8 protein-coding genes and 2 pseudogenes are annotated in these 13,668 nt (G+C 39.7%); 5 read left to right on the plus strand and 5 right to left on the minus strand.

The window, feature by feature from the left end; all coding sequences use genetic code 11:
- Positions 1-2 precede the first annotated feature (2 nt).
- The gene (locus tag A6A26_RS20050; RefSeq protein ID WP_063880371.1) at positions 3-797 is read right to left on the minus strand and encodes a hypothetical protein; all 795 of its coding nucleotides are present in this window, start codon (positions 795-797) and stop codon (positions 3-5) included.
- A 488-nt stretch (positions 798-1,285) separates the two neighbouring features.
- On the opposite strand from A6A26_RS20050, the pseudogene A6A26_RS25245 reads away from it, so the two are divergent.
- The 3 genes and pseudogenes from A6A26_RS25245 to A6A26_RS20065 all read left to right on the plus strand — a co-directional run.
- Positions 1,286-1,548 (plus strand): annotated as a pseudogene (locus A6A26_RS25245) (MFS transporter); the annotation flags it as partial.
- 72 nt (positions 1,549-1,620) lie between these two features.
- Positions 1,621-2,732, plus strand: a protein-coding gene (locus A6A26_RS20060) for an IS3 family transposase (RefSeq protein ID WP_156506674.1) whose coding sequence is annotated in 2 segments (ribosomal slippage) — positions 1,621-1,882 and positions 1,882-2,732 — 1,113 coding nt in all. Because the reading frame shifts where the segments join, the coding sequence is not laid out codon by codon here.
- Positions 2,733-2,735: 3 nt separating this feature from the next.
- Positions 2,736-3,788 (plus strand): annotated as a pseudogene (locus A6A26_RS20065) (sugar porter family MFS transporter); the annotation flags it as partial.
- A 101-nt stretch (positions 3,789-3,889) separates the two neighbouring features.
- Here A6A26_RS20065 and A6A26_RS24975 read toward each other — a convergent pair.
- From A6A26_RS24975 to A6A26_RS20080, 3 genes are all read right to left on the minus strand, one after another.
- Positions 3,890-4,621, minus strand: coding sequence for a hypothetical protein (locus A6A26_RS24975; protein ID WP_074181026.1), 732 nt, complete (start codon positions 4,619-4,621; stop codon positions 3,890-3,892).
- 73 nt (positions 4,622-4,694) lie between these two features.
- Complete coding sequence (locus A6A26_RS20070; protein ID WP_063880372.1) at positions 4,695-5,435, minus strand: LEM-3-like GIY-YIG domain-containing protein; 741 nt, start codon at positions 5,433-5,435, stop codon at positions 4,695-4,697.
- Between the two features lie 709 nt (positions 5,436-6,144).
- Positions 6,145-6,978, minus strand: a complete 834-nt coding sequence (locus A6A26_RS20080; RefSeq protein WP_063880373.1) for a GIY-YIG nuclease family protein — start codon at positions 6,976-6,978, stop codon at positions 6,145-6,147.
- 358 nt (positions 6,979-7,336) lie between these two features.
- Between A6A26_RS20080 and A6A26_RS20085 the strand changes: the two genes are divergently transcribed.
- Entirely contained in the window at positions 7,337-12,850 is a 5,514-nt protein-coding gene (locus A6A26_RS20085) for a DUF3320 domain-containing protein (protein WP_063880374.1), read from the plus strand.
- Positions 12,851-12,898: 48 nt separating this feature from the next.
- Positions 12,899-13,327 (plus strand): hypothetical protein, encoded by a 429-nt coding sequence (locus tag A6A26_RS20090; RefSeq protein WP_063880375.1) that lies wholly within the window; start codon positions 12,899-12,901, stop codon positions 13,325-13,327.
- On the opposite strand, the gene A6A26_RS20095 is transcribed toward A6A26_RS20090, so the two are convergent.
- Positions 13,308-13,505, minus strand: coding sequence for a hypothetical protein (locus A6A26_RS20095; RefSeq protein WP_063880376.1), 198 nt, complete (start codon positions 13,503-13,505; stop codon positions 13,308-13,310). The genes A6A26_RS20090 and A6A26_RS20095 overlap by 20 nt on opposite strands.
- Between the last annotated feature and the right edge of the window lie 163 nt (positions 13,506-13,668).

Consider the following 13,668-nt stretch of genomic DNA (forward strand, 5'->3'; position numbering starts at 1 on the left):
ATCTAAAGTAATATAGTTTTTAATTTCTCTTTAAGTTCTTCTTCTAACTTTATTTCTTGCGTATTTCCTTTATCAAGAAAATTTGAGTGCCTTTTATTAAGAAGTCGATGCAAGTGGTAGTGAGATGGTTTCTTGATTAAGATTAATTTCATTCCATCGGGAAATTCAACACCACAATGTCTTGTTTCATTCGCATACTTATCTGAAACTAATTTGGATTTGCTGAATTTAAGGTTTAACTCTTTCTTCCAGACTCTTATGTGTGGATTAATTAGCTTCTTGCCATACATGTCTTTGTACATTTTTGAATTTACAATATAAGACGATCTAGAATTCAATGTATAGCATTCAGTCATTATGGCTTGGTGTTCAGCATGATCTGTGCAGATTCTCTCATAAAAAGAAAGATCATAAACATCATCCGCATCATGTTGCATAACCCAATCAACATCTTTTTTGTACAAAATGTCTAAGGCAGCATTGCGAGCTGATATCTGATCATAACCCCCATCTCGGATCGAAGTTTCATAACCAGAACCATAGTTCCCACATTTAATTTCGAACTTATGCGAAAAACGCTCTAATAATTCCAAAGAGGCAAAATTTTGATTTATGTTTCCGTTATCAGTGATCAAAATAAGAATGTTAGAAACAAATTCAGAGCGTGCTGCAAAAGATAGTGTTTTAAAAGCCAGCAATAGCTCATTACTACTGACCGTGCAAAAAATCCCTACAGAACACCCATACTTAGCTTGCTTACAATATGCTGGATCATTATTAATGATGTGTTCACTCACTACTCACCTCCATGGAATTCCAAGAAGCTAACTCATCAGTAACGTGAAAGGTTAAAATCAACCTAACACTACTTTTGTGAAGTTATATTCATCATAAATGTTTCAGAATAGGAAGTTAGTATGTAATTTTGTTAATTTTATGTTGCGTGTAAAACTTTGCATTAGCTCTGGACTATAAAAAAAATCACTATTTATGTATAGACACTCCACCATTAAACAGAATTTTCAACTACAAATTTCATTTTTATTTATTAGCTAAATAGGTTTTCCATATTAATAAGTTACATTTATTAAAATCTTAATACTCCTCTATATTTTGCTAATAATTCAAAAAAATATATTTATCATGCTAATTATACATGTTTTAGTAATCAAGAATTTCGTTTCTGTATTTGAATGAAGTTTCCAGATTATTGCTCACATGCGAGTGAAAATTCACATCATGCCGTCTCATATGAGATGTGTTGTCCAGTCAAAACAATGAATGTCTTTTTGTATCCATAACAGCAGCTCTCGCTGGGCTTCTCCTTGGACTTGATATAGGTATTATCTCAAGTGCCCTGCCACTCTGGTAGCCGCGATTGGAGCAATCTGTAACGGCTGGGTTTCACATAGACTGGGAAAAAAGTACAGCCTTATGGCGGGAGCCATACTCTTCATAATGGGTTCCCTTGGATCAGCCTTCGCCACAAGTGTTGAAGCTCTGCTTACATTCAGGGTTTTACTCGGACTGGCCGTTGGTATTGTAAGCATCCCGGTAAACCGAACCATTCGCTTTTAGAGATCTTCCGACATACTGATTATGTCCTGTGAGGAGATCACCATGCGTAAAGCCCGATTCACCGAACACCAGATCATTGCCGTTCTGAAGTCCGTCGAAGCCGGACGTACCGTTAAGGATGTCTGCCGTGAAGCCGGTATCTCTGAAGCCAGCTATTACAACTGGAAAGCGAAGTTTGGCGGTATGGAAGCCTCTGATATAAAAAAGATGAAAGACCTGGAGGATGAAAACCGTCGCCTCAAACAGATGTTTGCTGATCTCAGCCTTGAATGCCGGGCACTTAAAGAAGTCATCGAAAAAAAGCTTTAAAACCAGCGATAAAGCGTGAGCTCGTCGGTTACCTGACTGCGCAATTTACCATGAGCATTCGCCAGGCCTGCAGGACGTTATCGCTGAGCAGGACGGTCTATTTTTACCAGCCCGATACCCGGCGTGATGAACCGGTGATCCAGGTGCTGACTGAGCTGGCAGAGCGCTACCCGCGATACGGCTTCAAAAAACTGTTCCAGCTGCTGCGCAGGCAGGGTAACACCTGGAACCATAAACGCGTTCACCGGATTTACTGCCTGCTGAAACTGAATTTTCGTCGCAAGGGAAAACAGCGTTTACCCGCGCGTAACCCGGCGCCACTGGCTACGCCGGAAGCGCTTAACCAGAGCTGGTCCATCGATTTTATGCATGATGCGCTGGTCTGCGGCAGACGCTTCCGGACCTTTAATGTGGTTGATGACTTTAACCGCGAGGCCCTCGCCATAGAAATCGATCTGAATATCCCGGCACAGCGGGTGGTCAGGGTGCTGGACAGAATCGTGGCAAACCGGGGTTATCCACTGAAACTGCGGATGGACAACGGACCAGAACTGGTCTCACTGACGCTGGCACAGTGGGCTGAAGAGCATAGAGTGATGCTGGAATTTATCAAGCCGGGAAAACCAACGCAGAACGCCTTTATCGAACGGTTTAACCGGACGTACCGAACAGAAATCCTGGATTTTTACCTGTTCAGAACGCTGAATGAAGCTCGGGAAATCACAAGTCGCTGGCTGATGGAATACAACAGCGAGCGGCCTCATGAATCCCTGAATAACCTGACACCGGAGGAGTACCGGCTGATGGCCGTAAAACCGGAAACCTCAAAAAGTGCGTGGAACTAAAACGGGTGTGCTTACAGTATCGCCTCCTATACCGCCCCTCTCTACCTGTCAGAGATGGCAACAGAGAATGTACGTGGAAAAATGATTAGTCTTTACCAGCTCATGATCACCTTTGGTATTGTCGTAGCTTTCCTTTCGGATACAGCATTCAGTTACAGTGGCAACTGGCGGGCAATGCTGGGTGTTCTCGCTATACCAGCAGTTGTACTTTTCGTCATGGTTATTTTCCTGCCCAACAGCCCCCGCTGGCTGGCTTCAAAAGGTCTGCATGTTGAGGCGGAAGAAGTTCTGCGAATGCTTCGTGATACCTCAGAGAAAGCCAGACAGGAACTGAACGAAATAAGGGAAAGCCTTCGTATGAAGCAAGGGGGGTTTTCTCTGTTCAGGCAAAACAGGAATGTGAGACGCGCCGTCTACCTTGGTATGTTGCTGCAGGGCATGCAACAGTTCACGGGTATGAACATCATCATGTATTACGCTCCTCAGATTTTCAAAATGGCTGGTTTCCAGAGCACACAGGAGCAGATGGTTGCAACCATAGTAGTTGGCCTGACCTTCATGTTTGCTAACTTCATTGCGGTCTTCACCGTTGATAAAACGGGAAGGAAGCCAATCCTTAAAATTGGATTCAGTGTAATGGCATTCGCTACTATGGTTCTGGGCTACTGCCTCATGAAAGCGGATCAGGGAGATATCAGTACCGGCCTGTCATGGGTGTCAGTGGGTATGACAATGTTGTGCATAGGCGGCTATGCAATGAGCGCCGCTCCGGTAGTCTGGATACTGTGTTCTGAGATACAGCCTCTGAAATGTCGGGACTTCGGGATTACATGCTCAACGACGACTAACTGGGTTGCCAACATGATTATCGGAGCAACCTTCCTCTCACTTTTGGGTAGTATTGGGCCAGCAGGAACATTCTGGCTGTATACCGGCTTCAACCTGGTCTTTATCGTGATAACTTTTCTGCTAATCCCTGAAACCAAAGGAGTCACTCTTGAGCGTATTGAAAAGAATCTGATGTCTGGCAACAAGCTACGTGATTTAGGCCAGTAAATTTTATTTTACAATAGAAGCCAGTCACTTAAACTGGCTTTTTTCGCACTGCACTATGGCATGCAGGGCATTGATCGAATAGGTCCTCAAAATTTCATAATCTATGACTTAGTTATTATTCCGAAATCCCAAGGGAATGTATCGATTTCAGACGTATTTGATATTGCAGCCCAATTAATTTTGGTATTAACAGGTTGGCTGGTGAGAACATCTTTATCACTATCCCATGTAAACTCCACCTCTAAAAGAGGACCAGGGATTTGAGGCGATAAGGCACCAAAAGCAATGTAGTGCCAGGCTCCTTTTGGCCCTTCCCTTCCAGTTATTAGTAGTTCACTGTGTCGATAAGAACTCTTATACTCAAGGGAGAGTTCATGAACGGTTAAGAGATTGCTTAGTCTTAACTTACCAAGATTAGGACAATCAAAATGCTCAGCAGGAAATTTGAAATTTGTTTTATTATCTATTAATGCTACGCTGATAGTAACTACTGAATCATTAGAATCAAAACATAACGATACCATGGAGTCAGAAAATCTATATTCCCACCATTTTTTTCCTATCTTAGTAGGTGCCCCTAGTTGTTGTTCAATCCATCGTGCTGGTGCACCCAATTCTATTCCCGAAAAAATATTTTCTGGAGTTTTTCGCAGTTCAATCCTTAAACTTGGACGATTGAACTTTTGTCTTAATAATCTGACTCCACGTTTACTTATTGCCAACCAGAAAAGCGCAGCCCAACCTAAAAAGCCACCGATAGCATTAACAAGAACATCTTCAAATGGAAAGTGTATAAAAAAAACTTTTAAATGAAATAAAAAAGCGCATATCATAAATTATTAACTCATATTTTTTAATTTTACACTCGTGGCATCATTCACGAATATCGTTAGAGCCCAGAAAAAATCATATTAACCCAACTCTAACAAATGGGCTTCCATGGCTTCTCGGCTTTTTTATTAATTTCCCAACATATAAATCCCTTACTTCTTTAGAAGCAATACGTCCAACGAATTCGAAACGATTGGAATTATCAGCAATATTCAGAACGCGAGTAAAATACTGTTGCGAACCAGCTTTGACCCAACAATCTATTTCGTATACTTCCATAATAAGTCCGCCATATGTTGCGTAGGCAAATCTAAGTTGTTTATCTTTAGGAATGTTAGCCCATATGCCACGTGTAGCCTCATATAGTTCCAGTGAAGTCATACCAGATTTATATTTACTGTTGAGAAGAAAAGCGAGTCCCGCATGCTCAGGTAAAACCTCAGTCTCTTCATTTAGGAGCAAATGTTGAAGCTCATTAAGAGTAATACGCCCCATCATTGAACTGCTTCCACGTACTTTGTTTGTTAACTCTCCAACACCTAAGAGATCAATACAAGTTGCCTCTACAAGTTTCGCCGTTGGCTCATCCATGCCATGACGAAGAATATCAATACCCAATTTATTTTTTACAAGAAGCTCTTTAATGCGTTCAGATTTTTGAGAGCTATCAGGACGTTTAATGTGGTCAAGACAACGACCAGACTTCCCTTTCCCAATGTAAAAGGGCTTTTTTGAATCATCATCTATGTCATAAAAGGCATAAACATAATACTTAGCCAATTCCAAAGATTTAGTATATTTTATAAAATCATTCAAGGTTTTTATCTCCGGCAATTCATATATCTATCTATTAATAAAAATCATAATATACTAAAAAAAGGATCATTATGTATATGAGTACATCATTTTAGATTTCCATCGTTAAACTGTAACTTGCCACTTATCTTGCTAAAAACCTTAAAAATATTTTTTATCGAACCGATACCTATCTTAAACTTTTTGATCGGAATCAAAAAATCAACCAAAACAAAAAAATACCTCTTGTTTGTTTTTTAGCCAAGGCGTACTGTGCATTTGCAGACAAAAAATGGAGATAGAGTAATGCCTAAGTCAGATTGGGACTATGTTAATACCTCTCAAGAATACGAACTCAACGACCTACTCAGTAAACATGGCTACAGAGAAACAGCCGTGAACAGGAAACTACTCAAAGATAATCTACCAGCAAATACTAAACATGGTGATGTCGCTAATTTAATTCATAATATTAAGGGGTTAGAGAAATAACACCCCCCCTTAAACAAGCAATAAAGACCGCTTAAAGCATTTTCTATAGCGGTCTTACTGCAATTTTCAGATAGATGCAAAAACCTTAAAATATACTGATTTTTATTAAAAATGACATTCACAATTTTAAGAAGCCTAAATTTTAAAAAGTTTTAAAAATTATCGTTAAATAATTTTAGAACCAGAATCTGCCATCTTAATTACAACCTAAACGATATCTTTAAACTTCAACAATTGATTAATTTCTGTTATACCCAAACTTTCTAGAGAGAAGTATAGTTTTCCAGTGCTTTTCACGGCGGTTAATTTCATTCACCTCGGCATTATTGTCAATCACTTCAAGTATCGCAAAAGTTATATGTTGCAAATGGCTTTCGTCGCCTGTACCAAAAGCTTCCTTAAGCCCCAAATTGCCGCCATGCCCGGAACCAAAATAATGTTCCCATCGTCCCCATATTCCTTCACTGCCGTCAGCCTTTCCAACATAAAGCTTCCCTTCAAGTTGATCAGTTAAAACATAAATTCCTTTAACTATTGATAATGCGGTTCGCCAAGATTTTAAATTAAGCCTAAGAATTGCACCTATACTGCTATAATCAAGTATAATGTTACGGTAACCTGGAAACTCTCCAAAACTCAGTCGCGTTGGAGTTATAGCAGTTACATACAATTGGTTTTGAATACTTTCACCAACCCGGATAAAACTTCTCGCAGGATTTTTAAACGTGACATACATACGTCCCGCATATTCTTCAGTCTCAAATATTTTTTTAAGATAGTACTGATAGTACATATCCTCCCGGTTAGCATAGGCATTTTTTCCCGCATTGCCCACTTGTTGAAATGCGCCCGCAAACAACCAAGTTTCAGACCCTACAATCCTGATTAGTGAAACAACATATTTACGATTGAACTCAAGTCTCTTCTGCCAGCACTGCCAATCATCGAATGTCTCTTCTCGAAATTTAATCAGTGGATCCTCATTATAGTCATTCATTTGTGCCAAATGGACTTTCGTAGATTCAGGTGTTAGATCTGGGAATGTCATCATCAGATAATCAAAAAGCTTCAATTCGTTTCCTCATGCCAAATTTTTCAAAATCTCAGTAACGCAACTACACGCGACCGTAAACTATCGGACAACTTCATACGGAAAGAATAATTGAGGGTGCACCAAACCAAAATAGTCTATTTTTTATACAGAAATATCATATTAACTTATAGTTAATCTTAAAAATTGGAAAGAAAAATATACGCCTTCTTGCAACACACTGAATTATATAGATAAATAAAATAACATTAAGATTAATTAGAAAATTCTTAATTTTCACGCTGAAACATTCTAATATGTACAGAAAAATTGCAGTGATTTAAAGCTAATAGCATAACTCACTGATTACTGGTAAATTTTCAATTCAAGGTTATGCGTAATGGACGAAATTGAAGTCTCACTTTACAAAAACTCCAATCTGTCACTCAGCCAGAAACTTGAAAAGTCGCGAGCAGAGTTACTCGATCTGACAGCTAGAAATCGTTTACTTAACATACCAAAATCAAAAACTACAAAATTTTTGGAAGTAGTTAATGAAAGATCTGACATTTTGTTCAAGATGCTTTTTGAAGAAGGCAAGCCGTTCACTTTTCTTCATGGTCGAGAAGATAAAAAGACAGATGAAAGCAATGAGAACAGTGAGACAGACACAGAGTCCGAAGACATTATTTTCTTAGATGACTTTGAAACCAACCACAATGATACAAAACTCCAGACAAAGCTCACGCCAAAGACATTACAAAAAAAGTTATTAGATTTATATTATGATTCAAAAACCCTTGAAGAAGAGCAAGGCGTAAACATCCTGTTTCTTTCGTTAGGATCGCTTAAATGGGTAGATCCTAATAAGAAAACAAACATACGCTATGCTCCTCTTTTACTATTGCCAGTAGAATTAATGCGAGCTAAAGCAGGAGAACGCTTTAAAATTAAAGTCAGGGATGAGGACATCATTAGCAACCTGTCGCTTGAGACATTCCTCAGCCGTGTTCACCAAATCACCCTACCTCCCCTGAGTATCGATGAAGATTTTTCTTTAACGAATTACTTCGCAGAGATAAAACAAGCTGTATCATTGAAAGAAAGCTGGGAAGTATTAGAAAATGAAGTCAATCTAGGTCTGTTCTCCTACGCTAAATTTATGATGTATACAGATTTAGATCCTGATAACTGGCCTTCAGATTCAAAGATCACAGATCAGGAATCAATAAAGTGTCTTTTAGAAACAGGCTTCTCTGGTGGAGAGTTAATCTCTGACGACATTGTAATTGACTCAGTCATCCCCCCACGAGAAATGCTTCATATTTTGGACAGTGATAGCTCACAGACTCTTGCCATTCACGAAGTACGTAATGGTAAAAGCTTGGTTATTCAGGGTCCTCCAGGAACTGGTAAATCTCAGACAATCGCAAACATCATAGCTTCAGCTGTAGCAGACGGTAAAAAAGTATTGTTTGTAGCTGAAAAGATGGCGGCCCTTGAAGTAGTTAAGCGCAGACTTGATCAGGCGGGTGTTGGAGATGCTTGTTTAGAGCTACATAGCAATAAAACCAACAAAAGAGCATTCCTTGAAGAACTGAAGCGAGTCTGGGAACTCGGTTCACCTCGGGGAGAATTTCCAGATACATTAGTCAATAATCTCACAGAAAGCCGAGATATCCTCAACAATCACCCGGCAAGAATTCATAAAAAGTACATGCCATCTGGCTTAACGCCATACAAGGTTATGGCGCAACTGGTATGTCTCAGACAATCAGGTTTTGATCCTAATGATTATAAGCTTAGCGGTTATGAATCATGGAGTAACGACGATTTCGCCAAAAGACATGCACTTATTGATGAATTAATTAAGAGGATAAGTGATATTGGCATTCCTGATTCGCACCCATGGAATGGTATCGATAGAACTGAGATACTTCCTAGTGAAGTTGAAAGACTCACTGCCTCATTAACGAACCTGAAGTCTGAACTTTCAGATTCTATTGAAGAGTCTATCAATCTTTCTAAACTTACCAATGAAGCCTATCATATAGGCTCATTAAAAGAGTTACAGGAATTCATTCTAATAGCTGAATTAATTAACTCAGCGCCTAATTTATCACCTGAATCATTAAGTTCGCCATTATGGGCCACTTCTAAAGATGAGACAAAGACGTTAATTGAAACTGGATTCTCATTTAAAGAACTCTACAGCAAGCTTGAAAAAGAATTACATGCAGACAAATTCAACACCGAGGTCGCCAGCCTTTCAGAAGATTATCGTAAATTACCTGTAGATATTAATATTAATGCTTTTACTACTGCCTATAAACTGAAGACACTTACACCTAGAATCTTAAAAGAGTCTTCCAGATTGCAGCAGGAGTTGGGTTCTAAAATCGGATTCTCGAATTTAAGTGAGATTGAAAGTCTTATTGAGTTGGGTGAAAGTATTACTCAAGCTCCAAATGTGAGTCCAGAAGCATTCATTGCCACTGTCTGGGAAGGTGGTATTGATAAAGCGGCAAGTCTGGTTGCAGATATTAAACAGCTTAGTATTTATAAAGAAAAAATCAATCTCATCTTTGTTGAAAAGGCGTGGGAAACAGATGCAGAAAGCACACGAAATAGCCTTGAAAACAACACTGGCGCTTTTAAATTCCTTAATAGCGAATGGCGAAAGTCGAAAAAGCTTACCCTTTCATTGATAAATGATAAAGGTTTGACGATCCCTCAGCAGGTTGAGTACCTCGATCTGTTGATAAAAGCACAAAAGTTGAGAAATTCCATCATTGATTTGAATGATTTCGGACAGTCTGCATTTGGTTCAGACTGGCGAGGTGAGAATAGCGATAGTGAATTGCTGAAATCACTTGTCGAATGGATGCGTACCTTACGTGGTATTAACTCTGAAGCCCGAATAATTGCAAGTCGCCTCTCCAACAAAGACGCCTTAGCATATCAAGTGAGTCAGCTTAAAAAACTCACCCATGAAGTTTTAGATGAAAGCCGTATTCTTTGGGATTCATTGGGAGCTACGCCAGAAGAGTATTTTGATAACTATTATTCCGTTAAAAGCATTCCACTGGAATCATTCCTTGTAAAGTCTGATGTGCTAAGCACTATGGACTCCGCGTATAAAGATGTTTTCATCAAAGATGATTATTCTGTTTCTGATCGTATTGAATTGTTGAATTTGTTATCAAGCGCTCAGCAAAAACTCAACATTATCCATACTTTCGATAATTTAGCTCAGTCAACCATGTATCCATTATGGTTGAAAGAAAACAGTAACTGGGAACTGTTACTTCAAACTCACTCATGGATTGAATCAAATAACGACCTAAGAATCTTAGCGTCTAAAATAGATGACAGACAGGGTTTAGTTGATAAATCCCGAAGCTTGAGTGAGTCTATTCAAGCGCAGTTTGCCAAACTCACATCAGTGATTACTTCGCTTAGATCTTCCTATCGATCAATTTTCAAAAATGAAAATATTCATGAAATACTATTTAATCTAGTCTATGACAAGATTACTCTTTGGATAGATAATTCTGAACAACTTTCAAAATGGGTTGCCTGGCAAAACCGTGTAGAGCTGGCGAGAACATTTGGTATTTATCCATTAATCTCCGATTTGAGTAGTGGAGTTCTTTCCCCTGAACGTTTAGCGGGTACTTTTGACAGAACTTATTTCGACTCAATTCTGTCTGTAATGGTCGAAGATGAGCCAGAACTGGCTCGTTTTGATGGTGATTTGCATTCAAGAAGAGTAGCAAGCTTCGCTGAAATGGATCTGCGAAGAATAAAAGCTTCGAGTTTTGAAGTTGTAAGAGCTCACCACAGAGCAATTCCCTCTAAAGTTGGCGTAGGCCCTGTGGGTGTACTGCGGGGTGAGATGGCACGCAAACGTGGCCATATGGCGATTCGACAGCTCATGACAAAAGCTGGTGCAGCTATTCAGGCCTTAAAGCCAGTTATGATGATGAGCCCTCTGTCAGTTGCCCAGTTTTTAGTACCAGGTAAGCAGTCGTTTGATTTACTGGTAATGGATGAAGCCAGTCAAATCCAACCTGTAGATGCATTAGGAGCTATTGCACGAAGTAAGCAGATGGTCGTTGTCGGAGACGAACGTCAGTTACCTCCAACTTCTTTCTTCGCCAAAATGACAGGTTCCGCAGATGAGCAGGATGATGACGAGTCAGCACAAGTGGCGGACATTGAGAGCATACTTGGACTTTTTGTTGCCAGAGGGTTGCCTCAAAAAATGCTTCGCTGGCATTACAGAAGCCGCCACCAGTCATTGATTGCTGTGTCAAATAGCCAGTTTTATGAAAACAAACTTTTTATAGTTCCCAGCCCCTATACACAAGAAGCAGGTATGGGCCTAAGTTTCCATAAAGTTGAAGATGGCGTATTCGAATCTGGAAGCAATGCAAACGAAGCAAAACGCGTAGCAACAGCAATTCTCGAACATGCAAGAAGCCATCTTCATTTATCTTTAGGTGTTGCTACCTTTTCTGTTACCCAGAGAAAGCGTATTCAGGACGAGCTTGAAGTGCTTCGCAGGTTGAACCCTGAGTTCGAGGACTTTTTCTCTGCACACCCAAGCGAACCGTTTTTTGTAAAAAACCTTGAAAACATTCAGGGTGACGAACGCGACGTCATTATCATTTCTGTCGGATATGCCCGAAATTCACAAAACTACATGGCAATGAGATTTGGTCCTCTTGGATCAGAGGGTGGTGAAAGACGCCTGAACGTTCTTATCAGTCGAGCCAAAAGGCGTTGCGAAGTTTATGCCTCAGTCACTGATGAAGATATCGATCTTGAAAGGGCTAAGGGTAGAGGTGTATTCGCTTTTAAACTTTTCCTGCAATATGCAAGAACAGGACGCTTGTCAGTTGCAGAACAAAGTGGCCGTTCAATGGACAGTGTGTTCGAAGAACAGGTTGCAAATGCTCTGCAAAAAGAAGGCTTCCAGGTCCACCCTCAAGTTGGCATTGCAGGTTTCTTTATTGATTTAGCCATTGCCGACCCTGATATGCCAGGCCGCTACCTTATCGGGATTGAATGCGATGGTATGACTTACCACTCTTCCCGTTCTTCGAGAGAAAGAGATCGCTTACGTCAGGCAGTGCTTGAGGATCATGGTTGGATCATTCACAGAATTTGGAGCACAGATTGGTTCCAGCGCCCCGAAGAGCAACTACAGAAAACCCTCTTTGCTATTCAGGCGGCTAAGAAAGAGCTCGAAAATCGTTCTGAAACTTCTCTATCTCGGTCAAGAGCTGTACCTGTCGAGATAGTGACAGTTGAAAGAGAGACTGTCACAGAGATTGGTCTTGAGACAATTGATGGCAGTTTCAATGAAGCTGTGGCATATGTTGAGGCGGTTCCTGACGTTGACACAAGATTCCAGATTCATGATACCCCAGTTGGCGTGCTCGCCAAGATAGTTGAGCAAATTGTGCTTGTGGAAGCCCCAATACATGTGAATGAAGTTATCACTCGTGTCAGGTCAGCATGGGGTTTACAACGTGCAGGGGCCCGTATTGAAGCAATTGTTAGAGATGCGATAAAAATCACAACCTCAAACTCTTCATTTTCCCTAGAAGATGACTTTTTATACAACGATAATCTTTCCATAACATTGAGAGACAGAACGAATGTTAAATCAGCAGGATTAAGAAAGTCAGAAAATATCTCTAATAAGGAGATGGAGGCGGGAATTATTGAGATTATCAATAAAAGCTTCGGTGCTACTCAAGACGAGTTGGTCAATTCTTTATCAAGGGCCATGGGCTTCAAGGCTACAAGTGGTACTTTAAAAGGGATTATCACTTCTGTTATTCAGGACATGGTAAGCGATAATAAAGTTTTTTACAAAGATGCAATGCTCTATATCGCATAAGTTAATAAATAAGCGGCTAACTCCATTAGCCGCAAAAGGAGGTAATAAATGAAAACAGTAGGACTTGCATTTCTAATATACTTTATTTTAATTTTTTTACTTGCTATCATTTATAAAATAGCTCAGTTCTTTTCGCCTCAGGGTTTCTTAGTAGCAACCCCTGTGATTAATTCAATATTACTTGCAATGCTCTATATTTCTTTTTTTCGAAGAAAAAACAAAGGTAATGATCTTACTAGTGTTATGAAACCAGCGAATGATGCTTTATTATTTTCTTCCGCCGCACTATTAAGCCTCACCACTTTTTCAGCTGAGTTTTCGCTTTATCCTTTAGCTTCTACGACTTACTTTTTATTGATGCACCCACAACTTTATCTTTTTATAAAACTTTTATTAGTCACTGCCGCTTTCGTTAAAGCGTTTATAGCAATAATAGAAATGGCGGCGGAATTCAACGTTATCCGTCAACAAAAATAATAGCTATTAAAAAAGGAAATAGCATACCTAATATCACAAGCCCCCCCATTGATGCATTGTTTACCAGGCTATCTTTGGGGGAAAAAGCAAATATCAAAGTTGTTATAGTTACGAACACTATATAGAATATAATCTCTTGCTTATGCGTTGATAACTTATTTCTAAAAACCTTATTCATAGCATCTCCTTTTTTACATTCACAAATAACATAGATAACTATAATGTCAACACCCACACTTAATAAAAATTATATAAGCAAGGGCTAACTCAGCGAAGCTGAGTAGCCTTGCTTTTTCTGCCCTTCGGTTGAAAAAGGGAAGTCAAAACCTACATCGTTTACA

Source organism: Pantoea sp. OXWO6B1 (assembly GCF_001641135.1).
GTDB lineage: Bacteria > Pseudomonadota > Gammaproteobacteria > Enterobacterales > Enterobacteriaceae > Pantoea > Pantoea allii.

Bases quoted from the DNA above. Each gene is read 5' to 3' on its own strand.
- A6A26_RS24975 (WP_074181026.1), bottom strand. From the start codon at position 4,621: ATGATATGCGCTTTTTTATTTCATTTAAAAGTTTTTTTTATACACTTT.
- A6A26_RS20085 (WP_063880374.1), top strand. From the start codon at position 7,337: ATGGACGAAATTGAAGTCTCACTTTACAAAAACTCCAATCTGTCACTC.
- A6A26_RS20090 (WP_063880375.1), top strand. From the start codon at position 12,899: ATGAAAACAGTAGGACTTGCATTTCTAATATACTTTATTTTAATTTTT.
- A6A26_RS20095 (WP_063880376.1), bottom strand. From the start codon at position 13,505: ATGAATAAGGTTTTTAGAAATAAGTTATCAACGCATAAGCAAGAGATT.